21 protein-coding genes and 1 other RNA gene are annotated in these 24403 nt (G+C 66.6%); 7 read left to right on the top strand and 15 right to left on the bottom strand.

The genetic code is table 11. From position 1 onward, the window contains the following. Positions 1–90: 90 nt before the first annotated feature. The 4 genes from AC1RP5_RS06730 to hflK form a co-directional block, all read right to left on the bottom strand. On the bottom strand, positions 91–657 hold the full coding sequence (locus tag AC1RP5_RS06730; RefSeq protein WP_493109845.1) for a hypothetical protein: 567 nt from the start codon (positions 655–657) through the stop codon (positions 91–93). Between the two features lie 436 nt (positions 658–1093). Next, entirely contained in the window at positions 1094–2578 is a 1485-nt protein-coding gene (locus AC1RP5_RS06725; RefSeq protein WP_493109844.1) for a DegQ family serine endoprotease, read from the bottom strand. 209 nt (positions 2579–2787) lie between these two features. Then, on the bottom strand, positions 2788–3675 hold the full coding sequence (gene hflC / locus AC1RP5_RS06720) for a protease modulator HflC (RefSeq protein WP_493109843.1): 888 nt from the start codon (positions 3673–3675) through the stop codon (positions 2788–2790). Then, positions 3672–4886, bottom strand: a complete 1215-nt coding sequence (gene hflK, locus AC1RP5_RS06715) for an FtsH protease activity modulator HflK (protein WP_493109842.1) — start codon at positions 4884–4886, stop codon at positions 3672–3674. Before hflK ends, hflC begins: the two co-directional genes overlap by 4 nt. A gap of 141 nt (positions 4887–5027) precedes the next feature. Here hflK and apbC point away from each other — a divergent pair, with 141 nt between their 5' ends. Continuing rightward, complete coding sequence (apbC, locus tag AC1RP5_RS06710; protein ID WP_493109841.1) at positions 5028–6173, top strand: iron-sulfur cluster carrier protein ApbC; 1146 nt, start codon at positions 5028–5030, stop codon at positions 6171–6173. A 66-nt stretch (positions 6174–6239) separates the two neighbouring features. On the opposite strand, the gene AC1RP5_RS06705 is transcribed toward apbC, so the two are convergent. Then, positions 6240–6788: a GNAT family N-acetyltransferase gene (locus AC1RP5_RS06705; RefSeq protein WP_493109840.1), complete on the bottom strand. Its 549-nt coding sequence runs from the start codon at positions 6786–6788 to the stop codon at positions 6240–6242. After that, positions 6785–7723 (bottom strand): FAD-dependent thymidylate synthase, encoded by a 939-nt coding sequence (thyX, locus tag AC1RP5_RS06700; protein ID WP_493109839.1) that lies wholly within the window; start codon positions 7721–7723, stop codon positions 6785–6787. Before thyX ends, AC1RP5_RS06705 begins: the two co-directional genes overlap by 4 nt. An 80-nt stretch (positions 7724–7803) precedes the next feature. On the opposite strand from thyX, the gene ssrA reads away from it, so the two are divergent. The 3 genes from ssrA (at position 7804) to AC1RP5_RS06685 (ending at position 10473) form a co-directional block, all read left to right on the top strand. Then, positions 7804–8124, top strand: a transfer-messenger RNA (tmRNA) gene (ssrA, locus tag AC1RP5_RS06695). Between the two features lie 106 nt (positions 8125–8230). Beyond that, on the top strand, positions 8231–8791 hold the full coding sequence (locus AC1RP5_RS06690) for an SspB family protein (RefSeq protein ID WP_493109838.1): 561 nt from the start codon (positions 8231–8233) through the stop codon (positions 8789–8791). A gap of 65 nt (positions 8792–8856) precedes the next feature. Then, the gene (locus AC1RP5_RS06685) at positions 8857–10473 is read left to right on the top strand and encodes a fumarate hydratase (protein ID WP_493109837.1); all 1617 of its coding nucleotides are present in this window, start codon (positions 8857–8859) and stop codon (positions 10471–10473) included. 153 nt (positions 10474–10626) lie between these two features. Here the strand turns inward: AC1RP5_RS06685 and AC1RP5_RS06680 are convergent, their stop codons facing one another. Then, positions 10627–11106, bottom strand: coding sequence for an SH3 domain-containing protein (locus tag AC1RP5_RS06680; RefSeq protein ID WP_493109836.1), 480 nt, complete (start codon positions 11104–11106; stop codon positions 10627–10629). A gap of 136 nt (positions 11107–11242) precedes the next feature. Here AC1RP5_RS06680 and AC1RP5_RS06675 point away from each other — a divergent pair, with 136 nt between their 5' ends. Further along, positions 11243–11923, top strand: coding sequence for a VOC family protein (locus AC1RP5_RS06675; RefSeq protein WP_493109835.1), 681 nt, complete (start codon positions 11243–11245; stop codon positions 11921–11923). A 152-nt stretch (positions 11924–12075) separates the two neighbouring features. Here the strand turns inward: AC1RP5_RS06675 and AC1RP5_RS06670 are convergent, their stop codons facing one another. Then, positions 12076–12477, bottom strand: a complete 402-nt coding sequence (locus AC1RP5_RS06670; protein ID WP_493109834.1) for a DUF6481 family protein — start codon at positions 12475–12477, stop codon at positions 12076–12078. Positions 12478–12487: 10 nt separating this feature from the next. Continuing rightward, positions 12488–14317 carry a translational GTPase TypA gene (gene typA, locus AC1RP5_RS06665; protein WP_493109833.1) on the bottom strand — a complete coding sequence of 610 codons (1830 nt, stop codon included), beginning with the start codon at positions 14315–14317 and terminating at the stop codon, positions 12488–12490. Positions 14318–14428: 111 nt separating this feature from the next. Between typA and AC1RP5_RS06660 the strand changes: the two genes are divergently transcribed. Further along, entirely contained in the window at positions 14429–14653 is a 225-nt protein-coding gene (locus tag AC1RP5_RS06660) for a ribbon-helix-helix domain-containing protein (protein ID WP_493109832.1), read from the top strand. Here AC1RP5_RS06660 and AC1RP5_RS06655 read toward each other — a convergent pair. Continuing rightward, positions 14640–15470, bottom strand: coding sequence for a nitroreductase family protein (locus AC1RP5_RS06655; RefSeq protein ID WP_493109831.1), 831 nt, complete (start codon positions 15468–15470; stop codon positions 14640–14642). The genes AC1RP5_RS06660 and AC1RP5_RS06655 overlap by 14 nt on opposite strands. Positions 15471–15479: 9 nt before the next feature. Next, a complete protein-coding gene (locus AC1RP5_RS06650) occupies positions 15480–18701 on the bottom strand; it encodes an AsmA family protein (protein ID WP_493109830.1) in 3222 nt (1073 codons plus the stop codon). A 68-nt stretch (positions 18702–18769) separates the two neighbouring features. Here AC1RP5_RS06650 and AC1RP5_RS06645 point away from each other — a divergent pair, with 68 nt between their 5' ends. Then, a complete protein-coding gene (locus AC1RP5_RS06645) occupies positions 18770–18958 on the top strand; it encodes a DUF4169 family protein (RefSeq protein WP_493109829.1) in 189 nt (62 codons plus the stop codon). A 185-nt stretch (positions 18959–19143) separates the two neighbouring features. Here the strand turns inward: AC1RP5_RS06645 and AC1RP5_RS06640 are convergent, their stop codons facing one another. The 4 genes from AC1RP5_RS06640 to AC1RP5_RS06625 form a co-directional block, all read right to left on the bottom strand. Then, the gene (locus AC1RP5_RS06640; protein ID WP_493109828.1) at positions 19144–19626 is read right to left on the bottom strand and encodes a winged helix-turn-helix transcriptional regulator; all 483 of its coding nucleotides are present in this window, start codon (positions 19624–19626) and stop codon (positions 19144–19146) included. Positions 19627–19725: 99 nt separating this feature from the next. Further along, positions 19726–20904 (bottom strand): Na+/H+ antiporter NhaA, encoded by a 1179-nt coding sequence (nhaA, locus tag AC1RP5_RS06635; protein WP_493109827.1) that lies wholly within the window; start codon positions 20902–20904, stop codon positions 19726–19728. Positions 20905–20980: 76 nt separating this feature from the next. Further along, positions 20981–21730: a Bax inhibitor-1/YccA family protein gene (locus AC1RP5_RS06630; protein WP_493109826.1), complete on the bottom strand. Its 750-nt coding sequence runs from the start codon at positions 21728–21730 to the stop codon at positions 20981–20983. A 138-nt stretch (positions 21731–21868) separates the two neighbouring features. Beyond that, positions 21869–24388, bottom strand: a complete 2520-nt coding sequence (locus AC1RP5_RS06625; RefSeq protein ID WP_493109825.1) for an ABC transporter permease — start codon at positions 24386–24388, stop codon at positions 21869–21871. Positions 24389–24403 lie beyond the last annotated feature (15 nt).

Here is a 24403-nt window from a genome sequence, read left to right as displayed (position 1 = left end):
CGGCCCTCCCCCGTCATACGGGGGAGGTGGCTCGAGAGGGCCAGAAATCGGCTTTAAACGTCCAATCGCGCCGCTTTCGGCGTCCTAGATTCAACCGCTCGCCAAGACGAGCCCGCCAGACATCATCACTAAACCGCCCCCAGGCGCCGTCCAGCCGCCGACATGCATTTGAAATAATCTCAGCATGTTACCGGCGACGACGGGATCATTTGCATTTTTGGCAAGCCAGCGCATAGCAGCAGCCTCTATGCCCCGACAGAATCTGTCCAAGTCGATGTTCTTAATTTCTGTATCGCCGAGCCTGATGGCGCCACCATGAACCGAGGCGCCGGCTTCTCGTGGATAAAATAGAACATAGTCGATAGTTATCGACCTATGCCCCGCGGCATTGCCTCGATGAAGCATTCCGCAACGCAGGCGATAGCACTCCAAAGGAGTAACGCCTAAATCCTCAAGGTTTGCATATTCCTCTATGAATCTTACGTATCGGCCTTCACCGATCGTTTCTTGGTCTGTGAGTGCCAAGCCACAGCAAATCTCAGGGAGGCTCAGAGCAACAGAGAGGGCGGGATAATAGAGCTGCACATCAAGCGCTCTCCAGATGTCTTGGATGATTTTCTCTAAAGGCGTCATGGATCGCGGCACTATCAGCTGCACTCGAGGCCAAGCCATCCAACCACGTGAGTAGATCGATAAGGTCCACATCGGTGCATGCATAGCCGCCATCATTTTATGGCCCGGGTAGCCAGACGACCAGTCTCCCCAATAGTGACCAACTCTATAGGGAATCCTTTGTCTCCGTCTTGAACGGGAGGGGGCTCTCAAAACGCATACTCTCCGGGAGCTCATGGCGAACTCTTTTCCGGCCAAACACTCATTTTATCGAAGGCACAGCATTCCCCGGGGACCCGCCGACCGATCCATCTCCACGGGGGTATATGTTGTTCGCAGCGGCGAATAACCCTCTTTAGAAACAACATCATGGCGTTGCTCTCCCCCCACCCGGCCTCCCCCGTATGACGGGGGAGGAGAAAAGCAGGAAAGCAAAAAGGCCGCGCGGTGCGCGGCCTTTTCCATTTGATGAGTTCGAAGCCTACTTCTGCAGCCTGAGCGCGGCGAAGCGGGGATCGCCCTGGCGTTCCACGAACAGCAGCACCGAGCGCTTCTTCTGCTGCTGCAACTTGGTCACGAGATCGGTGACCTCCTGCGGCGTCGTCACCGGCTTCTGGTCGACCTCGAGGATGACGTCGCCGGCCTGGAGCTGCTTCTCGGCAGCCGGGCTGTTGGGCGCCACCTTGGTGACGATCACGCCCTTCACCTGGTCCGAGAGGCCATAGCGCTCGCGCAGCTGGTCGGTGACCTTCTGCAGGGTCAGGCCGAGGCCCTCGATGGTCGAGGTCACCGGCTGGTCGGGTTCGGCCGGCTTCTTCGGGCCGGCCGCCGAGGTGTTCTGCTTCTCGGCCTCTTCCTGCTCGCCGACCCGCAGCTTCAAGGGCACTTCCTTGCCGCCGCGCCAGACGATGACGTCGACGGTGCTGCCGACGCGGGCGTTGGCCACCACCCTCGGGAAGCGGCGCAGGTCGAGAACGTCCTGTCCGCCGAACGAGATGATGATGTCGTTGCGCTTCAGGCCCGCCTTGGCGGCCGGGCCATCGGCCGTGACGTTGGCCACCAGCACGCCGCGCGCACGATCGAGGCCGAACGAGTCGGCGATGTCGTCGGTGACGCTCTGGTAGCTGACGCCGATCCAGCCGCGCTTGACCTTGCCGAACTCGCGCAGCTGGTCGGCGACCTGCTTCACGAGGTTCGACGGGATCGAGAAAGCGAGACCCGCATTGGTGCCGGAGGGCGAGTAGATCGCGGTGTTGACGCCGATCACCTCGCCGTCGGTATTGAACAGCGGACCGCCCGAGTTGCCCTTGTTGATGGCCGCGTCGGTCTGCAGGTAGTCGTCGAGCGAGTCGTTCAGCGAACGGCCGCGCGCCGAGATGATGCCGGCGGTCACCGAATGGCCCATGCCGAACGGATTGCCGATCGCGATCACCCAGTCGCCGACGCGCGACTTGTCGGAGTCGCCCCACTTCACCGCCGGCAGCGGCTTCTTGTTCGGCGGCTCGACCTTGAGCACGGCCAGGTCGATGCGGCTGTCGGAGCCGACCAGCTTGGCCTTGAGCTGGGTGTCGTCACGGAAGATGACCGTGATGTCCTCGGCGCCCTGGATCACATGGTTGTTGGTGACGATGTAGCCTTCGCCATCGATCACGAACCCGGAGCCCAGCGAGGTGCCGCGACGCTTCTGCTGCTCCTCGCCGCCCTTCTTGTCGAAGAAGTCCTTGAAGAGTTCCTCGAAGGGCGAACCCGGCGGAAGCTGGGGCATGTCGCGCATGCGCGGGCCCTGCTGGGGCACGTTCTGCGTGGTCGTGATGTTGACGACGGTCGGCATCAGCTTGTCGACCAGCTCGGCGAAGCTCTCGGTCGGCTGTCGGGCCCAGGCGGGCTCGGTCGCCACGAGACCGATAGACGCGATGGCCGCGAGAGCGGCACCTCTGAAATAGCCCTGAAAATCAGCTAGAATCACGACCGACCTCCAACGGCGCTCAAGGCCAAACGGTCGGTACGGCCGGCGCCGCGCGTTAGAGTTACTCTCTACGTGAGGGCCGATTGTGGCGCAAATAAAGAGGTCGTTATCACGCCCGGTTTTGCTGGGTTTTCCGGGTATCCCCAAAAAGAAACCGGCGGCGTGGCAGGAGTGCCACAGCCGCCGGTCCGGTACGGTTCTTGCCGGTGCTACTTCTTCGGTGCGGCCATGCCCGACGGGTCGTTGAAGAAGCGGAAGAAGTCGTTGTCGGGGCTGAGCAGCATGGTCGAGCCGCCCGAGCCGAACGCCTGCTTGTAGGCCTCCATGCGCCGGTAGAAGGCGTAGAAGTCCTTATCCTTGCTGAACGCCTTGGCGTAGATCTCGGTCGCCGCGGCATCCGCCTCGCCTCGCAGGATCTGGCCCTTCAGGCCGGCATCGGCCTTGATGACCGCGACTTCACGGTCGGCCGTCGCCTTGATGCGGGCATTCTCCTCGTCGCCCTCGGCGCGAAGCTGGCCGGCCTCGCGCTCGCGGTCGGTCTTCATGCGGTTGTAGACCGACTGGGAGTTGGCTTGCGGCAGGTCTGCACGCTTGATGCGGACATCCACCGTCTCGACGCCCAGCTCCATCGTCTTGACGTTCACCCGCTTGGTGATCTCGTCCATCAGGTTGGCGCGCTGGTCGGTCAGCACCGCATGCAGCGGTACCGACGACAGGACGCCGCGGATTTCCGAGTTGATCAGCGAGTCGAGGAGGCCGCGCAGGGTGGTCTCGCCGCCCGGCACGGTCTGGGCATAGCGCTTGGCCGCGACGATCTTGTAGCGGGCATAGGCATCGACCACGAGGCGCTTCTGGTCGCCCGCGATGATCTCGAACTCCTCGGCTTCGTAGTCGAGCAGCCGGCGGTCGATCCGCTGGATGTCCTGGAACACCGGGACCTTGGCGTAGAGACCCGGCTGGGTCTTGGGCTCGCCGACGATGGCGCCGAACTGGCGGACCAGGACCTGCTTGGTCGGGTCGACGGTGTAGAAGGTCTGCGTCAGCAGGAAGCCGACGATCGCGAGCAGGACCAGCGCGATGATGGAACGGTTGCTCATCGCGTGGCTCCCGGCAGCGGCTGGGGGGCACGCGGAGGCTGCGGCCCCGCCCCCGGCGTCTGGCCCGAGCGCAGCTCAGGCAGCGGCAGATAAGGCAGGACGCCGCCGTTGTTGGTGGTGCCCTTGTCGACCAGCACCTTGTTCACGTTGCGCAGGACCTCTTCCATCGTGTCGAGATAGAGACGCTCGGTGGTGATGTCCTTGGCCTTGGCCCACTGTTCGTAGACCTGGTCGAAGCGCTGCGCATCGCCGCTCGCGCGAGCGATGATCTCGGCCTTGTAGGCCTCGGAGCGCTGCACGATCGATTCGGCTTCACCCTTGGCCCGCGGGAGCTGCTGGTTGCGGTAGGTGTTGCCTTCGTTGATCAGCTTTTCCTTGTCGGCACGCGCCGCCTGGACGTCGCGGAAGGCCGCGATGACTTCCTGCGGCGGGTCCACGCGCAGAAGCTGGATCTGCGAGATGCGGACGCCCAGCCCGTATTCGTCGAGGATGCGCTGCAGCAGGTCCTTGGTGTCCTGCTCGATGCGGCTGCGGCCCTCGGTCTGGGCATATTGGAGGTTCGACTTGCCGATGATCTCGCGCATCGCGGCTTCGGCGCCGGCCCGCACGTTCTCCTCGGGATTGCGCACGTCGAATGCGTACTTGAAGACGTCCTTGATCTGCCAGAGCACCGCGAACTCGATGTCGACGATGTTCTCGTCGCCGGTCAGCATCAGGTTCTCGGTCGAGGTCGGACGGGGGCCACGGCTGTAGGGCGTGGAGACCTGGTTGCCGCGCGAGCCGATGACGGTGCGGCGCTGGTCCTGCACGTTCACGACCACGACGTTGCCGATCGGAGCCGGCAGATTGTAGTGGAGACCGGGCTCGACGGGCTTGCCGTAGGGCTTGCCGAACACGAGCTGGATGGCTTCCTGGTTGGGCTGCACGCGGAACAGGCCGGTGCCCAGCCAGATCAGGACGGCGACCAGGACGATGAGGGCGATGCCCTTGTAGGTGCCGAAGCCACCGGGAATGAGGTTCTTGAGCCGCTCCTGGCCCTTGCGAATGACGTCTTCCATGTCGGGCGGGCGCCGCGACCCGAACGGGCCACCGCCACCGCCGCCCGGGCGATTGCCGCCACCACCGCCGCCGCCCCAGGGACCGCCGCCGCCACCGCCACCACTGCCGCCGCCGCCCCAAGGGCCGCCGCCGCCGTTGTTATTCCACGCCATCGTTCACCTCAGGGCCCCTGTCTGCCGCGCGTCGGCGCGTTGTCGCTTTTGATTTCCTGCCGCGCTGCATATATGTGACGGCAGGCACCCATTCAATCAAGCGGCGGACGCGAAATTGCGCCGCAGCGGAAGCAGTAGAACATGGCGGAAATAAGCGAATCGGCCATCCGGAAGGTTCTCGATACCGTCATCGATCCGTCGACCGGACGTAGCGTCACTGCGCTGGGCATGGTGAGCGGTATCGCCACCCGCGCCGGCCATGTCGCGATCACCCTCGACGTCGATCCGGCCCGCGGCACCGCGCTGGAGCCCCTGCGCCAGGCCTGCGAACAGGCGCTGCGCGCGATCCCGGGCGTGCTCTCCGCCACCGCGGTCATGACGTCGGAACGTGCGGCGCCCCCTCCGCCTCCCGCACCGGGCGGCCATCACGGCCACAGCCATGGCGCCCCCGCCGCCAAGACGACGGGCGGCGGCGGCCGCATCGACGTGCCGGGCGTGAAGCACATCATCGCCGTGGCCTCAGGAAAAGGCGGCGTCGGCAAGTCGACCACCGCCGTCAACCTGGCGCTGGGCCTCGCCGCCAACGGGATCTCGACCGGCCTGCTCGACGCCGACATCTACGGCCCCTCGATGCCGCGCATGCTGGGCGTGACCGAGAAGCCGGAATCGGCCGACGGCAAGATGCTGAAGCCGATCGAGCGCTTCGGCCTCAAGACCATGTCGATCGGCTACATCGTGAACGAGGACACGCCGATGATCTGGCGCGGCCCCATGGTGTCGAGCGCGCTGGAGCAGATGCTGCGCGACGTGACCTGGGGCGAGCTCGACGTGCTGGTGGTCGACATGCCGCCGGGCACCGGCGATGCCCAGCTCACGCTGGCCCAGCGCGTGGCGCTGGCCGGCGCCGTCATCGTCTCGACGCCGCAGGACATCGCGCTGGTCGATGCCCGCAAGGGTCTCAACATGTTCCGCAAGGTCGCGGTGCCGGTGCTCGGCATCGTCGAGAACATGAGCTACTTCCTCTGCCCCAAGTGCGGCGAGCGCTCCGAGATCTTCGGTCATGGCGGTGCCCGTGAGGAAGCCGACAAGCTGGGCGTCCCGTTCCTGGGCGAAGTCCCGCTGCATCTCGATATCCGCACGACGTCCGACAGCGGCAATCCCATCGTCGTGTCCAAACCCGACAGCCCCCACGCCCAGGCCTACAAGAACATCGCCGGCCGCATGTGGAAGCAGCTCACCGCCAACCAGCGCGGCGCCCGCAAGGCCCCGAACATCGTGATGAGTTGAGCGGACCGCGGGCCTCCGGCCCGCATCAAGATCATGAGCGGGCCGGAGGCCCGCGGTCCGCTTGAGCTACTTCTTCGTCTTGCGCTTGCTTGGCCGCCAGCCGACGCGCCATTTGCCGATCATGCCGTGGACGCCGATCATCGAGCCGGCGACCAGTTCGAGGGCGAGGAAGCGGCGGTCCTCGACCCAGCCGGGGAGCTGGATGTTGAGGGCGAGGTCGCGGCGGAAGCCGAACTGGTTGTAGTACTCGGGATCGCCGACCAGGATGATGCGGCTGTGGCCGAGCATCCGCGACTGCGCCATCGAGTGCCACATCAGCGCCTTGCCGTAGCCCAGACCGCGCAGCTCCGGCGAGATCGCGAGCGGGCCCAGCATGACGGCGGGCCACTTCTCGTTGATCAGGATCGGCCAGTTGCGAATCGACGCGACCATCCGGTCCTTCTGGTCGATCGCCACGAAGCACAGTTCGCGGATCGGCTTCACGCCCTCGCGCAGGCGATAGACCGTCTTCTGCTGACGCTCAGGACCGAACGCCGCTTCGTTCATCGCTTCGACGGCCGCGCCGTCGCGCGGCCGCTCGCGCAGAAGGCGCAGCCGGCCCGGATCGCGGATCACGTTTCCTGACCGAGCGCGGCCATCAGCTCGCGCCATTCGCGGGCGCTGAGCCCGCTCGACTTCTGGTCGACCTTCTCGCCGGCCAGCAGGCGCTTCACGATGGCGAGGCCGGTCTTGGAGAGATGCGTGCCGCCCATGCGGTATTCGACGAAGGCGTCGTGGCTGATCGGGCACCAGCGCTTCAGCGTGTCGAGCATCGTCTCGGCATAGACGCGGATCTCGTACTGCGCATGGGCGTCGGCGCGCAGCGACAGGAAGTGCATCAGGTTGTGCAGGTTCGTCTTCCAGTACCACTGGGTATAGAAGCCGAGCGACAGGTTCATGCGGGCGAGCTCGCGCGCGAGGCCCGACCGCTCGGGATCGAGCGGCGCACCGGCTTCGCCCTCATTCAGCATCTCGAGATAGTGCTCGTAGACCAGCTCGGCGTCCTTCTTCAGCAGGCTGAAGACGCGCTCGGCTTCCTTGCCCGCGAGCACGGCGTCGCGGCCCTGCCGGTTCATCGCGCTTTGCGCCGCGAGATGCTCGGGCTTCGGCACATAGAACTCGTTGTCCAGGATCGAGTAGCGCGCGGAGTATTCGTTCACGTTGGCGGTGCGATGGCGGATCCACTGGCGCGCCACGAAGATCGGCAACTTCACGTGGTACTTGATCTCGCACATCTCGAACGGCGTCGTGTGCCGGTGCCGCATGAGATAGTTGATGAGGCCGCGATCCTCGCTAACCTTCTTGGTGCCGCGGCCGTAGCTCACGCGCGCGGCCTGCACCACGGCGGCATCGTCGCCCATGTAGTCGACGACGCGGACAAAGCCGTGATCGAGCACGGGCAGCGCCTGGTAGAGGATCTCCTCCAGCGCCGGAGCCACGGGGCGCAGGGTCGGCTGGGCGCCGGCCCGGGCCTGGTCGATTTCAGCCTGCTGGTCGCTCGAGAGGGGCATCGGTTCGTTGATCCTTGTTTGCGCCGGACTTTATGGGCGCAGCGCACCCACGGCCATGGGGAAATATCCGAACCTCACAACGCCTTCAAAAAGCCGATGGAAGCGCCTATATGGAGGGTGTCGGGAAACCGACTATGGCGATAAACGCCGCGTGGAATAAGCGTTTCGGACCCGGGGGCAGTACCCGGCGCCTCCACCATTTCTCTCCACCCTCGGGTGGAACCGATGGGGGCGAACCAGGATCGACGAGCGTGGTAAAGGCGCGGTTTTTGCCCGGTATGGTTCCGCCGTGACGGGCCATTCACAAGTGCTAACGATAACACCGTTACACTCGCTGCTGCCGCCTAAACAGCGGACGTAAGCGCGGTCCGGGGGGCACCGGGCAACAGAAGCCCCCCACTCATCCTCCCGCCATCTCCCACTTTCTTTCCCGGCGATTGACCGCTATTGCCATCGTTGACTCCCCGGCATCGCGGGCCGATGCTTTCACGAAATTTCCGACAGGCCATGAACGATCGCTTTCACTACGATGCTCTCGTCGACGATGCGCTGCGCAGCGTCGTGCGACGCGTGCTGACTCAGGTCGCGGAATCAGGCCTCCCGGGCTCGCACCATTTCTACATCTCGTTCCGCAGCACCGATCCGGGCGTCGAATTGCCCGAGTATCTGCGCGCCAAGTATCCGGAAGAGATGACGATCGTCCTGCAGCACCAGTACTGGGATCTCATCCTGTACGACGATGCGTTCGAAGTGACGGTGAGCTTCAACAAGCAGCAGGAACGCATAAAGGTTCCGTTCGCCGCGCTCTCGGCCTTCGTCGATCCGTCGGTGCGCTTCGGCCTGCAGTTCGACCGCCGCGACAAGGCGGGAGACAAGATTTCCAGCGACCGACCGGAAGGGTCTTCGGAACCGACACAGCTGCCGGTGCCGGAGAAGCGGCCGCCGGCGCCCGCGCCCGAGGGCCAGGACACAGCGGTTGAGGCCGAGGCGGCGACGACCGATGAGGCCGCCAAGCCCGAGGACGCCGCCTCCAAGGTCGTCAAGCTCGACAGCTTCCGAAAGAAGTAGCTAGACGCCGCGCCCCGGCTGCGGCAGGAAACCGGCGCCCCGACAGGGTCGCCAGGAGAACACGCATGCCCGAATTCCAGTTCCAGGAAATGTTCCCGAGCCACGAGGACACGACGTCCTACCGCAAGCTCACCTCGGACTTCGTCGGCACCACCAAATTCAACGGCCGCGACGTGCTCACCGTCGACCCCGAGGCGCTGACCACCCTGACGGCGGCCGCCTTCCACGACATTTCGCACCTGCTGCGCCCGGGCCATCTCCAGCAGCTGCGCAACATCCTCGACGACAGCGAAGCCTCGGACAACGACCGCTACGTGGCGCTCGAACTCCTGAAGAACGCCAACATCTCGGCCGGCGGCGTGCTGCCGATGTGCCAGGATACCGGCACCGCCATCATCATGGGCAAGAAGGGCCAGTCGGTGTGGACCGGCGGCGGCGACGAGGCCGCAATCGCCCGGGGCGTCTACAAGACCTACACCGAGACCAACCTGCGCTACTCGCAGGTCTCGCCGCTGTCGATGTTCAAGGAAGTGCAGACCGGCACCAACCTGCCGGCGCAGATCGACATCTACGCGACCGACGGCGATGCCTACAAATTCCTGTTCGTCGCCAAGGGCGGCGGCTCGGCCAACAAGACCTACCTGCACCAGCAGACGCCGGCCGTGCTGAACGAGGCCTCGCTGCTCAAGTTCCTCGACACGCAGATCCGCACGCTCGGCACCGCGGCCTGCCCGCCCTATCACCTGGCCATCGTGGTCGGCGGCACCTCGGCCGAACTGAACCTCAAGACGGTGAAGCTCGCCTCGACACGCTACCTCGACGACCTGCCGAGCGAAGGCAACAACAAGGGCGTCGCCATCCGCGATCGCGAGATGGAGCAGAAGGTGCTCGAACTCACGCGCCAGATGGGCATCGGCGCGCAGTTCGGCGGCAAGTATTTCTGCCACGACGTGCGCGTGATCCGCATCGCCCGCCACGGCGCCTCGGTGCCCATCGGCATCGGCGTCTCCTGCTCGGCCGACCGCCAGGCCGTGGGCAAGATCACCAAGGACGGCGTCTTCCTCGAACAGCTCGAGACCAACCCGGCGCACTTCATGCCCGAGATCGAGCCCCAGCAGCTCTCCGGCAGCGTCGTGTCGGTCAACCTCGACAAGGGCATGGCGCACACACTGTCGGTGCTGACGCAGCATCCGGTGAAGACGCGCGTGAACCTCACGGGCACCTTGATCGTGGCGCGTGATTCGGCGCACGCCAAGCTCAAGGAGCGGCTCGACCGCGGCGAGGGCCTGCCGGAATACTTCAAGCAGTTCCCGGTCTACTACGCCGGCCCGGCCAAGACGCCGACCGGCATGGCGTCCGGTTCGTTCGGCCCGACCACGGCCGGCCGCATGGACTCCTACGTCGACCTCTTCCAGGCCAATGGCGGCTCGATGGTGATGCTGGCCAAGGGCAACCGCTCACGCCAAGTCGTCGATGCCTGCAAGAAGCACAAGGGCTTCTACCTCGGCTCGATCGGCGGCCCGGCCGCCATCCTGGCGCAGAACGTCATCAAGAAGGTCGAGGTGCTGGAGTATCCGGAACTCGGCATGGAAGCGATCTGGCGCATCCAGGTCGAGAACTTCCCGGCCTTCATCATCACTGACGACAAGGGCAACGACTTCTTCAGCGACCTGAAGATCTGACCGTCGCGCTGCTAACCGTCGTCCTGAGCGGAGCCGCCCGCAGGGCGGCGTAGTCGAAGGACCTCTTTTCCGGCGCACGGTGTGTCGAGGCGAAAAGAGGTCCTTCGACTGCGCGCCGGAGCCTGCCCCGAGGCATTCGAGGGGGCGCTTCGCTCAGGACGACGAGTTTTTGTTGATCCATCCCGCGCCCTCGCGCGCGTTGATGACCTGGACCCAGCTTCCGCGGCAGCCAAGCACGCGGAAGCTGCCTGCGGTGGCGTCGAGGGTCGCGAGCTTCTGGCCCATCGGCCCCGGCCGACTGTAGAGCCCGCCGCCCGCCCGCGCATCAACCCTCAGTTGATCGGCCGGCACCCAGCCGAACGGTTCGGCGCCCTCCGCCATCGCGATGCGCGCCCAGCCGTTCTGGCTGCCGGACATCGGAACGACGACCTGCTGCTGCCCGCGCAGGCTCCCGATCACCGCGCCTTCCGGCGTCGGCTCGGCGCGCACGGCGATGCCCGCGCCCGGCTGGAGCAGCGCGTAGGTCTCGACTGGCATGCACGATCCGCCCTGGCCGGTGCTGGCGTCGACTGAACGCTCGACGACGGCAAAACCCGCAAGCACGGCGACCGTGCCGATCATGGCGCGAATCATCGTAGCCCTTCCCACTTTGTGGCCGACGCTCCCCAGCGGCCGGCCCCTTCACCCGCTCCCGTTGTAGGACCGCTCTGCAGCGTCGTCGTGGCGGGGTTTGTAAGAATTGTTTCTCTTCTGGCGCTACACTGGAGCCATGAACCTCGCCAAGCAGCATCTCGACGTCGGCCTGTTCTCCAACACGCGCGACGAACAACTCACCTTCTGGCAGCAGACGGTCGGCCTGCCCTACGACCACATGGGCAAGCTGGGCGGCGGCATGCAGCAGCACCGCCATCACATGAACGGCTCGATCCTGAAGATGAACCATGCGCGCGGGCCCCTGCCCGACGTGCCGCCCTCGGGCATCGTCGGCCTCGAGATCGCCCGCGACGGGCTGGCCGCGCCGCAGCCATTGGCCGATCCGGACGGCAACAAGGTCACCCTGGTGCCGAAGGGGCAGAATGGCGTCGAGGGCATCGCGATCCTGCTCAAGGTGAACGATCCCGCCGCGCACGACCGGTTCTGGACGCACGCCATGCAGTTCGAGCGCGCGGGCGAAGGTCGCTACCGCTGCGGCGATTCACTGGTCGTGGTGGCGGGACAAGGCAAGGTCGAGAGCGCAGTCGGCCAGTGGCGCGGCCCGGGCTATCGCTACATGACGGTGCAGGTCTGGGATTGCCTGGCCGAATATGCCGGCATCCTGGAACGCGGCGGCGCCTCGGGCGGCGATCCGCGCGTCCTGGGCGACACGGTGCGCTATGCGTTCGTGTGCGATCCCGACGGCAATCACATCGAGATCAGCCAACGTGCGTCGCTGACCGGCGGAGCGCTCTGACGAGGAAGCATCGCCTCCCCCATTCAAATGGGGAGGTGGCGGCGTCTTACGCCGACGGAGGGGTCATCGCTTGGCTCGGCCCATGACCCCATCGCCCCGTATGACGGGGCACTTCCCCATCTGAATGGGGAAGCAACCGGTCTTCGGAAGTTTTAGCGCTTACCCTTGCGCGCCTTGCGGGCGGCGTAGCGGGCGTCGCGGGCGGCCTTCTGTTCGGCCTCGGTCAGGACCGGCTTGGCGGCCCGGCGGGCAGCGCGCTCGGCCTCGGCGGCGGCGGCCGCTTCCGCGGCAGCGGCCGCTGCAGCAGCGGCTTCAGCCTCGGCCGCTGCCTTCGCGGCGGCGAGTTCGGCTTCGATACGAGCCTCCTCGGCCCTCTTGGCCTCCCGGCGCTCGTTCTCGCGGGCCTCACGGGCGGCCGCGATGGCGGCCCGTTCGGCCTGCTTCTTGAGGAGTTCCGGATCGTTGGCCTTGGCCTTGGCCTTTTCGAGCAAGGCCTGCTTGGCCGCCGCGGCGGTCGCCAGGCGATCGCCGAAATCCACGTTCCTGCCGCTCATGTCTTAGTCTTTACTCCGCCGCCGCAGCGGCCTGCTTCTTGGCCCGCTTGCGATCCTCGAGATTGAGGAACCGCTTGCGCAGCCGGATTGACTTCGGGGTGATCTCGACGAGTTCGTCTTCCTCGATATAGGCGATCGCCTGCTCGAGCGACATCTTGCGCGGCGGCGTGAGGCGAACCGCCTCATCCTTGCCCGCAGCGCGGATGTTGGTGAGCTGCTTGCCCTTCAGCACGTTGATCTCGAGATCGGTACCGCGGCTGTGCTCGCCGATGATCATGCCCATGTAGACCGAGACGCCGGGCTCGATGAACATCGGGCCGCGCTCCTCGAGCTTCCACATCGCGTAGGCGACCGAGGTGCCCTCTTCGTTGGCGATCAGCGCGCCATTGCGGCGGCCGGAGATCGGGCCGCGATAGGCGCCGTATTCATGGAACAGGCGGTTCATCACGCCGGTGCCGCGCGTGTCGGTCAGGAACTCGCCGTGATAGCCGATCAAGCCGCGCGACGGGGCGTAGAACACCAGGCGGGTCTTGCCGGCGCCCGACGGACGCATGTCCTGCAACTCGCCCTTGCGCAGCGAGATCTGCTCGACGACGGCGCCGGTATAGGCGTCGTCGACGTCGATCACGACTTCCTCGATCGGCTCCTGGCGCTGGCCGGTGGCCGGATCGGTCTTGAACAGCACCTTCGGACGGCCGACGGCGAGCTCGAAGCCCTCGCGGCGCATCGTCTCGATCAGCACGCCGAGCTGCAGTTCGCCGCGACCGGCGACCTCGTAGGAATCGGCGTTCTCGGTGTCGGTGACGCGGATCGCCACGTTGCCCTCGGCCTCGCGCATCAGGCGCGCGCGGATCATGCGGGTCGTGACCTTGTCGCCTTCGCGGCCGGCGAGCGGCGAGTCGTTGACCATGAAGGTCATGGCGAGCGTCGGCGGATCGATCGGCTGCGAGGCGATCGGCTCGGAGATCGTCAGGTCGCCGATCGTGTCGGCCACGGTGGCGGCCTTCATGCCGGCGATCGCGACGATGTCGCCGGCCTCGGCCGACTCCAGAGCCACGCGCTCGAGGCCGCGGAACGCCAGGATGCGCGTGATGCGGGTCTGCTCGAGTTCCTTGCCGTCACGAGCCAGTGCCTTGACCATCGTGTTGGGCTTGATCGAGCCCGACAGGATGCGGCCGGTGAGGATGCGGCCGAGGAAGTTGTCGGCCTCGAGCGTGGTCACCAGCATGCGGAACGCGGGATCCGGATCGATCTTCGGCGCCGGCACATGCTTCACCAGCAGCTCGAACAGCGGCGTCATGTCCGTGTGCTCGGCTTCGAGTGAGGTCGCCGCCCAGCCCTGGCGAGCCGAGGCGAAAAGCGTCGGGAAGTCGAGCTGCTCGTCCGACGCTTCGAGCGCCGAGAAGAGATCGAACACCTCGTCGTGCACTTCGTGCGCGCGGGCGTCGGAACGGTCGACCTTGTTGATCAGCACGATCGGCTTCAGGCCGAGGCGCAGCGCCTTGCCGAGCACGAACTTGGTCTGCGGCAGCGGGCCTTCGGCCGCGTCGACCAGCAGGACCACGCCGTCGACCATCGACAGGATGCGCTCGACCTCACCGCCGAAGTCGGCGTGGCCGGGCGTGTCGACGATGTTGATACGCGTGCCGTGCCATTCGACCGAGGTCGCCTTGGCGAGGATGGTGATCCCGCGCTCGCGTTCGAGGTCGTTCGAGTCCATGGCGCGCTCGGCGACCTGCTGGTTCTCGCGGAAGGTACCGCTCTGCTTCAGCAGGCAATCGACCAGAGTGGTCTTGCCATGGTCGACGTGCGCGATGATCGCGACGTTACGGATATCCATAGTGATGTGTCCGGGGTTGATTGGGCGCGCTTATACGCACGCTCTGTGACGGCGGCAAGGCGACTTGAGGGGCGTCTTGCCGCTACCCGAGGCCGCTGTCACAGTCCCGGCATGCGTAAACGCTCGGTCACAATCGACGGCCACCGCACCAGCATCTCGCTGGAAGATGCCTTCTGGACCGAGCTTTCAGCGCTTTCGCAGGCACGTGGCCTGTCACTCAACGCCCTCGTGGCCGAGGTCGACCACAGCCGGGCGCAGGACGGCAACAACCTGTCGAGCGCGCTGCGGCTCTATGTACTGGGCGAGCTGAAGCGAAGCACGATCAGTCGAGATTGAAGCCCTTGGCGCGCACGAATGCGCCGAAATCGGCCCGTTCCGGCACCGAATATTGCCGGGCCTTGTCTTCCGACCAGCCATAGGCGGGATCCTCGCCGAATTTGTCCACGAACCGCTGGGATTTATAGGGCTGGGTCTCGTTGCGCCGCTTGTCGTAGGCCTCGACCTTCTCCCTGAGGCCGGTCTCGTCGTACCGGTCGCGATGAATCGACACGTCGAGGCCCAGCCGCGGCGTCAGGACGCCTTCGAAGGACGGCCAGCCGACCCCGAGCCCGGCCACCGGGAAGACATGCTGCGGCAGGCCCAGCACCTCGGCGACCTCGGCGGCATGATTGCGGATCTGGCTGATCGGGCAGGTCCCCAGCCCCACGCGGTCGGCGGCGGCGATGAAGGTGGCGAGCGCGATGCCCGCGTCCACCGCGGCGTTGAAGAACGGGTCGAGATAGTCGTTCACGAAGGGCCGGCCGCGCCATTCGAACAGCAGCCGGTGGCGGCGGTTGTTGCCGCAGAACACCAGCAGCGCCGGTCCGGCCGCCGCCCAGGGGTTCTCCGGGATCAGGGCCTGCAGCTTCGCGCGCTGCGCCTTATCGGTCACGATCACGATGTCGGCCTGTTGGAGATCGCTCTTGGACGGCGCCGACAGCGCCACGGCGCACAGCGTGTCGAGCAGCGCCGGGTCGAGCGGCTTGTCGGCGTAACGCCGCACGACGCGGCGGTTGGCCATCTCGGCCAGGACCTCGACCCCCTTGGGGGCTTCGGACAAAGCGGGCGCGGAACCGAACCGCGCCTTCAGCACGGACTTCAGACGATCAAGCAACGGGAACTCCTAACGGCCAAAAATATTGGGAATCGGGATGTTGGGGATCAGCGAGCGCTGCTGCTGACCACCGCCCTGCTGCCCCGGCAGGATCTGCTGGAGCTGCTGCGCGCCCGGCAGCGTGCTGGCCATGCCCGGCGGGTCCTTGGCGGTGCCGCGCGTGACGTTGAGCGACGGCGAGGACATCGAGCCGCGCGCGGTCGTCGTCAGGTACGGCGCCGAGCCGTCCTCGGAGATGTAGAAATTGACCGTCGTGTCGGTGGTCGAGGCGGCGAGGTTGGTGCGGGTGGAGATCCGCGCCGTCGCCCGGTTGCCCTGGACGGCGAGCCCCTTGTCGCTGAGCACGCCGCCCGCGATGTCGATGTGTCCCGAGATCGGATTGTCGTTGTTCACGAAGCGGTTCAGCACCAGGGAGATCGCGTTCAACATATTGGTCGGGGCCATCCCGCGCTGGCCGACCGCACCCAGCACGTTGCCCAGCGTCTGGTCGATCACCGTGCTGGCAGCGCCCGCCGCGAGCGACCCCAGCATCTGAAGTGCCTTGTCGGCGCCGATGAAGATGTGGCCGCCGAGCTGGGCGCCGCCCGCCATCGAGGCCCTGATCTGGTCGGAGGTCGAACCGCCGCCACGCAGGGTGATGCCGTTGGCGTTCAGCTTGCCGTCGACCGTCACCTTCACGGCGCTGCCGAACTGGTTGGTGCCCGAGGTGCTGCGCAGCATCTCGCCCAGGAAGATGTTGTTGGCGTCGCCCTTGAAGTCGAAGGCGAGCGCCGGCTGCGTCGCGTTGACGGTTCCTGACAGCGCCAGCGCGCCGCCATAGAGCGAGCCCTTGAAGTGCTGCACCGTGAGCACGCCGTCCTTCAGCGTAACGGAAAGGTCGGCGTTGCCGATGCGCAGCGGCGAGCTGACCAGCGTGCCGGCAACCAGCTTCAACGATCCGTCAAGGCTGCGCAGCGGCGCCGTGTCGATCGGCTTGGCCGCCGTTGCCTGGCCACGGCCCGCCGGCCGCGCGGGTGCCGCACTGCCCCCGATCCGGTCGAGGTCGAGCACGCTGGCGCGCAGGTCGGCGTTGACCGTCGTGCGACCGGTCAGGCGGGCATCAATCGAACCGTCGACCGCCTGGCCGTTCAGCACCAGATTGCCCTTGTAGGCCGCCGACTGGGGCGCGCCCTTGGAGGCGCCGGGCAACGAGAGCGTGCCAGTCGCCTTCACGCTTTGGCCCATGGCGTTCACCGTGAGGTCGCGCAGGCTGAGCTGTTCGATCGTGCCGGCGACGCCGCCGCTGGCGCTCACCGCGCCGAGATCGGCCGGCCCCGTGGTGCCCGCGACCTTCAGCACGCGGCTCATGTCGGGCGCCTCGAAATTGAAGGCGATGTCGGGCCGCGGCTGGGCCGCCGCATAGTTGGCGACCGAGCCCCGCACCGCGAGGCGTCCGCCGCCCAGGTTCGAGACCTTGATGTCGTTCAGCCGCAAGGTGCTGCCCTGCAGCGCCACGTCGACGTCGACGCCCTGGATGGTCTCCTTGTTGTAGATGACCTTGGCCACCTTGGCCTTGAGGCCGATCGACGGTCCCACCGCGGCAGGCCCCGAGGCAGCCGCCGCGCTGGACGAAGCGGCGGCCGGCTTTTGCGCGGCCTGGTTCGTCGGCGCCAGGAAGGAATCGAGGTCGAGCGTGTCGAGGTTGATGCTGGTCACGATCGACAGCGGCACCGAGAAGGTCACCGTCACGCCGCCGCTGCCCTTCAGGTCGTCGAGTTCGAAGACGGCGTCGCTCACCTGCACGTTGCCGCCGGTCGAGGACATGCGGCCCTTGAGGCTGAGCTTCTGCAGCTTCGACGGCGGGACCGACGACAGGTCGACCGCGAGCCACGCCAAGGTCTCGCGCAGCTTCGGCCCGACCAGGCTGAACTGGCCGGTGACACCCGGCCGCGCCGCGTCGCCCGTCAGGGACGACTGCGCCTGCAGGACCATGTCGCCCGGCAAGGTCGCCGAAAGCTTCGGAACGGCCACCGCACCGTTCTTCGCATCGAACTCGACCGCGACGTTGCGCACCGCCTGCTTGTTGTAGATCACCTCGCCGATCTCGAAGGAGAGCCGGGCGTTGAGATCGCCGAAGAAGCTCTCGCTCGAGGTGGCCGTGCCTGCAGGTGCTGCCGGCGTGGAAGCGGCAGGCGTCGCGGAAGCCGGGGCGGATTGCTGAAGGGCCGCCAGCCAGCGGTCGAGATCGAGCTTCGGCACGACCAGCTTGCCGTCGACGGCAGGCTTGGGCTTCAGCCCGACGGAGATCGAGCCCGAGCCATTGTCCTGGCCCAGCGCGATCTTGAAATCGCGCGCGGCGACGGCGGTCTGCGAGAGATCGACCGCGCCGTCGAACGTGAACTTGCCGGCCAGCAAGGGCGGCAGGGCCGGCTCGGGCTGGCCGGCCAGCTTGACCAGCGTGCCCACGAAGGTGGTGAGCGAGTCGGCGGAAACCGAAGCGATACCCGAGACCCGCGCCGCGGCCCCCAGTTCGCTGAGCGTGCCCTTGAAGCCGAGCTTGCCGCCGCCCGCCTGCAGCGTGATGTCGGCGGTGTGGCCGTTGCTGCCCTTCGCGCCGACCGCGAGGTCGAGCTTGAGCGGCGAGCCGTTGATGTTGGCGTCGCCCGCGAGAGAATAAGGGCCGTCGATCGAGCCGACCGACGCCGAGAAGTTCGCCTTCTCCGCGACCACCGAAAGGCCCGCCTTGGAATCGCTGAAGATCAGCGTGCCGTTGTCGATGGTGAGCCGGCCCAGCGACAGCGGCCGCGGCGAGCTGGGCTTGGGTGCGGCGGGCTTGGCCTCGGCGACCGACGGTGCGAACTCCCAGTTCGGCTTACCTTCGGCGTTGATCTCCAGCACGATCTTGGGCTCGACCAGCGTCACCTCGCCGATCTCGATGTTGCCGCCCAGCAGGGCAAGCAGCGAGGGCTTCACGGTGACCGACTTCACCTCGACCATGTTGGCGTTCTTCGAGCCCGCGGCATTGAAGAACTTCACGCCGGTCACCGAGACGGTCGGCGTCGGCAAGAGCGACAGTGAGATCGGACCGTCGATCACCAGGTCGCGGCCGGTCGCGGTCTTCACCTGCGAGACGATCAGCGGCTTGTAGGAATTGACGTTGATCAGCGCGGGCGCCGCCACGAGGGCGACAACCAGCAGGGCGATGATGCCACCGCCGCCGATCAGGAGACGCTTGCGGGTGGTTGGTGTCATGGCGGGCTCCCCGGTCCGGCTCATCGCCAGACTAGCGCATCGACTGCAACCACGGCATAGAGAAAATCATGGCCGAGATCGTCAACCTGCGACGCGCCCGCAAGGACAAGGCGAAACGCGAACGCGAGGCGGAAGCCGACACCAACCGCCGCCGCTTCGGCCGCACGCGCGCCGAGAAGGAAGCGGACGCGGATACCGCCGACCGCACGGCGCGCTCGCTCGACGGCAAGCGGCTTGAGCCGGAGAAGAAGGACTGACGCTTCCTTGTCGTCCTGAGCGCAGCGAAGGACCTAGCTGAACGACCGACGTACTCCGTGACTGGCGTGAGGTCCTTCGCTGCGCTCAGGACGACGGAGATGGCATGTCGTGATCGTTCTTTCTTCGGCGCTCCCGGACATTGCAAGCAATGTCCTGCCGCTTGGTGGGCCGAGCCTTGCTCGGCCTAACGCGCAGTCTTGTTGATCGCGAGCCGCTCGAAGAAGGCGCGCGTGTTCTGGTCGGCGCCGGGGCCCGCCACCGCGCGCACGTTGGTGAGTTCCAGCCGCCGTCCGCTTTCGGCGTCGATCAGCACGGGATCGAGCGGCCTGTTGTCGGAACCGTCCACCAGGTCCATCGGCTTGCCGCCGCGCGCGGCCGCGCCGAAGCGATCGCCCCACTGCTTCAGGCCGACGATCACCGTGAACAGCGCCGCGCCTTTTTCGGTGAGGCGATATTCGTGACGCAAGGGACGCTGACGATAGGCGGTCTTGCGGAAGACGCCGGCCTCGACGAGCTTCTTGAGGCGCGCCGTCAGCACGTTGCGCGCGATGCCGAGATTTTCCTGGAAGTCGTCGAAGCGGCGCACGCCATAGAACGCGTCGCGCACGATCAGCAGAGTCCACGGCTCGCCCACGACATCGAGTGCCGAAGCGATTGAACAATTCATCTGCTCATAGGAAGTGCGCCGCATGCCCGAAAGTATAAGCAGGCGGGCGCGCGGCGCAATCTTGGCGGGTCCGCGGGCGCATGAGCCGACTGCCGCGATCTAGCGGCGCGGCGAGAACCTCAGCACCCCATAGCCGACGATCGCTGACAGCAGCGATCCTGCAAGAACACCGAGGCGCACCTGCGATTCGAACTGCGGATCGGGAAAGGCGAGCGTGCCGATGAACAGGCTCATCGTGAAGCCGATGCCGCCCAGGATCGACACACCGTAAAGCGAGCGCCACGAACCGCCGGCAGGCATCGAAGCGACGCCAAGCACGATCAGCAGGCCGGCGCCCAGCACGATACCGACCTGCTTGCCGACGAACAGCCCGGCCATGATGCCGAGCGGAATGGGCGCGGCGAGCGCCGACAGGGACAGGTCGGCCAACGACAGGCCTGCGTTGGCGAAGGCGAAGACCGGCATGATGAACCAGGCCGACCATGGCTTCAGCACATGCTCGAGCCAGATCGCGGGTCGCGCTTCGTCGGCTTCGCCCGCCGACTTCAGGGGAATGAACATCGCGAGCGCGACACCGGCCAGGGTCGCGTGCACGCCCGACTTCAGCACCGCGACCCACAGCACCAGCCCGACCAGCAGGTACGGCGCGAGGCGGCGCACGCCGGCGCGGTTCAGCACGGCGAGCCCGACGAGGCAGACCGCGGCCACCGCGATCGCGAGCAGCGAAAGATTGCTGGTGTAGAACAGCGCGATCACGACGATGGCGCCGAGATCGTCGACGATCGCCAGGGTCGTCAGGAAGATCTTCAGCGCCAGCGGCACGCGACTGCCGAGCGCCGCCAGCACGCCCAGCGAGAAGGCGATGTCGGTCGCGGCCGGGATGGCCCAGCCGTGGCGCGCCACCGGGTCGGACCAGTTGAACGCGGCATAGATCAACGCCGGCAGGACCATGCCGCCGATCGCGCCGGCGATCGGCAGGGCGACCTGCGACGGCTGCGAGAGGCCGCCCTCGACGACCTCACGCTTGATCTCGAGACCGACCAGCAGAAAGAACACGGCCATCAGGCCGTCGTTGATCCAGAGCAGCAGCGGCTTGTAGACGCCGATGCCCTGGTATTCGAAGCCGAATTTGGTGCCCAGCAGGCCCTGGATCGCCTGGCGCAGGGGCGAGTTCGCCAGGACCAGCGCCAGGATGGCGGCGACCAGCAGCGGCAGAGCGGAGGCGGCCTCGCTGTCGATGAAGGCCTTGAAGCGGTTGGTTGGCCGGTGGGCTGACACGTCCGGTTTCCCCTGAAAAGCAGAACGCCCGGATCTTTCGACCCGGGCGTCCTTTAGACGGTATTGGTCGGTCAGGCTAATCGCGCGACTGGCCGAGGAAGCTCATGAGGAACTGGAACAGGTTCACGAAGTCCAGGTAGAGGCTCAGCGCGCCGAAGATGGCGACCTTCTCGACCATTTCCGTGCCCCAAGCCTCGGAATACTGCTCCTTGATCTTCTGGGTATCGTAGGCGATCAGGCCCGAGAAGATCAGCACGCCCGCGGCGGAGATGATGAAGCTCATCGTGCCCGACGGCCAGATCATGTTGACGAGGCCGGCCAGCACGAGGCCGATCACGCCCATGAACAGGAACTTGCCCATCGCCGTCAGGTCGCGCTTCGTCGTGTAGCCGTAGAGGCTGAGCGCGCCGAAGGCGGCGGCCGTCACGAAGAAGGTGCGCGCGACGCTGGCGCCGGTGTAGCGGAACAGCAGCAGCGACAGGCTGACGCCCATCAGAGCCGTGACCGCCCAGTAGACCGCCTGCACCGCACCGACGCTCATCTGAGCGGCGCGGAAGGACGTGAGGAGCAGCAGGCCGAGCGGCGCGAAGATCGCGATCCAGCCCAGCATGTTCAGGCCAACGACGCGGCCCGCCTGAAGCTGGAAGAACATGCCAGCGAGTTCCGGCGAGCTGAACAGGCCGAAAGCCACGATGCCCGACAGTGCGAGCCCCGAAGCCATGTAGTTGTACACACGCACCATGTGAGCGCGCAGACCGACATCGAACGACGCCTGGTCGGCGACAGTGCCGGCGCGATTAAAGGCGCCGAAGTTCGGATTTGCCATTTGGTTTTCAAGCCTCCAAGGGGGCCTCGTTTTGCCGAGCCCCTTCGCCGGATAATCTGGGGTTACAGCTCGACTGAATCAATAGCCAAGTCACCCCCGCAGGATTCCAATTTGGGCCTGCCCCTGGAAATAATTAGGTCATTCGTTGCGCAACAGGGCAAGGGGTCTTTGCCTCAATGCCGCCAAAGTTCCCACGAGCCCGAAGGCCAGGGTGAGCGCCATGGCCCCCAGCGCAACCGCGACCGCCACCGCCGGCAGGAAGGTCCATTCGAGATTCATGAGGCGCCGCACGACCAGATAGGCCGCCAAAGTCCCCACCCCGAGGGCCGCGACCGCGGTCGCCAGGCCGAGGAAAGCGAACTCCCAGGCGAAAGTCCCGGCGATCCGGGCGCGGGTCGCGCCCAGCACCTTCATGACGACGGCCTCGTGGACCCGCCGCCGCTGGGTGGCGAGCATCGCCCCCGCCAGCACCAGCACGCCGGCCAGGATGCTGAGGAAGCCGATCACCCGGCTGGCCAGCCCGATATTGCCCAGCACGCCGGCAGCGGTCTCGATGGCGTCGCGGATGCGCACGACCGTGACGTTGGGGAACTGGTCGGTGACGGTCTTGAAGATCGCGTCCTCGGCCCCCGGCGTCGACTTCACCGTGGCGAGGAAGGTATGCGGCGCCTTGTCGAGCGTGCCGGGCGAATAGACGAAGACGAAGTTGATCGCGAGCGTCGTCCATTCGATGCGCCGCAGCGAGGCGATCTTGGCCTCGATGTCGCGGCCTAAAATGTTCACGGTGATGCTGTCGCCCAGCTTCAGGCCGAACTGGTTGGCGAGGTTCTCGTCGAAGGAGATGAGCTGCGGCCCACGATAGTCGGGCGCCCACCATTCGCCGGCCACGATGCGCGAGCCCTCGGGCGGCGTCGCGGAATAGGTCACGCCGCGATCGCCCTCGACCGCCCAGCGCGCGTCGGAGGGCACGGCGATCTCGCTGACCGGCTTGCCGCCGATCTTGACGATGCGGCCGCGCAGCGATGGCACCTTGTCGAGGTGCCCGGCGCCGGGAATGGCGGCGATGGCCTTCTCGAAGGCGTCGATCTGGCTCGACTGGATGTCGACGAAGAAGAAAGCCGGCGCGTCTCCCGGGATGCGCCGCGTGAGCTGTTCGCGGAGATTGCCCTCGATCAGCGCCGTCGCCACCAGCACGGTGAGGCCGAGCCCCAGCGACAGCATGACGATCGGCGTCGGCGCGCCCGGCCGGTGCAGGTTGGCGAGCGCCAGACGCAACGCCGCGAACTTGGGCTTGCCGATCTTTTCGGCGCCCAGCATCAGAAGCCGCGCCAAGAGGGGAAAGGCGATGAAGGCGCCGACTGAGCCCAGCACGAAGTAGGCGGCGATGCGCCGGCTGTCGGCGGTGAAGACGGTGAAGGCCGCCAACGCGAGTGCTGCAACGGCGATCACCAGCCAATCGCGCCACGGCAGGCGCCCGCCCTGCTGGACCACGGCGCCGCGCATCAGGGTCGCGGCCGACACGCTGCGCGCCCGCATCAGCGGCACCAGCGCAAACAGCAGCGACACCAGCAGGCCGAAGCCGGCGGCCGTGGCGAGCGGCCCGGCATAGAGCGCCACGCGGGCGCGCACCGGCAGCACGTCGGCGATCATCGACTGGGCGAGGAACGGCAGGACCGCGCCGATCACCAGGCCGATGCCGACGCCCAGCGCCGACAGCGCTGCGAGCTGGATGAAGTAAGTGGCGAAGACCAGCCGCTCCGGCGCACCCATGCATTTAAGGGTCGCGATGGTGCGAAGCCGCGCGGCGAGGAAGCTCGAGACGGCATTGCCGACGCCGACGCCGCCGACCAGCAGCGAGGCGAGACCGATCAGGCCGATGAACTGGGTCAGGCGATCGAGCCAGAAGCGGATGCCGCCGCCGGCATCGTCGAGGCCCCTCACCCGCCAGCCGGCATCGGGAAAGCGCGCCTTCAGCGCCGCGACAACCGCCTTGTCCGAGCGGCCCGGCGACAGGCGCAGGCGATACTCCCAGGTGAGCAGGCTGCCCGGCTGCACCAGGCCGGATTCGACCACGGCGTCGAACGGGATCATCAGCCGCGGCCCCAGGCTCGCGAAGGCATTGAGGCCGCGATCGGGCTCGCGCGCGATGATGCCGCGCACCTCGACCGCCACGTCGCCGACCCGCAGCATGTCGCCCGGCGCCATGTTCATGCGGCGCAGCGCCGATTCCTCCACCGCGGCGCCCCAGATGCCGTCGCGCTTGCCCATCGCGTTGGCCAGCGTGCCGCCGTCGGCCAGCTCGACCTTGCCGTAGAGCGGATAGGCCGGCTCGACGGCCTTGAGCTGGACCAGCGTGGGACGGCCGTCGGACTTGGTGGGCCGCGCCATCGCGCGGCTGTCGAGCCAGCGCACCACCTCGCCCTGCTCGCGCAGGAACGCCATCTGCTCCGGCGTGATCTCGCGATAGAGCAGCGAGATCGCCACGTCGCCACCCAGGATCTCGCGGGCATCGGCGCGCAGGCCTTCCTCGACGGCACGACTGAAGGACAGGATGGCCGCGATGGCGCCGACGCCCAGCGCCAGGCAGGCGATGAACAGCCGGAAGCCGCCGAGGCCGCTGCGCATTTCGCGGCGGGCGAGGCGGAAGGCGAGGCTCATCGTGCGTCGTTCACT

Source organism: Reyranella sp. GW821-FHT12G01 (assembly GCF_058806575.1).
This window is presented reverse-complemented; position numbering and strand designations above follow the sequence as displayed.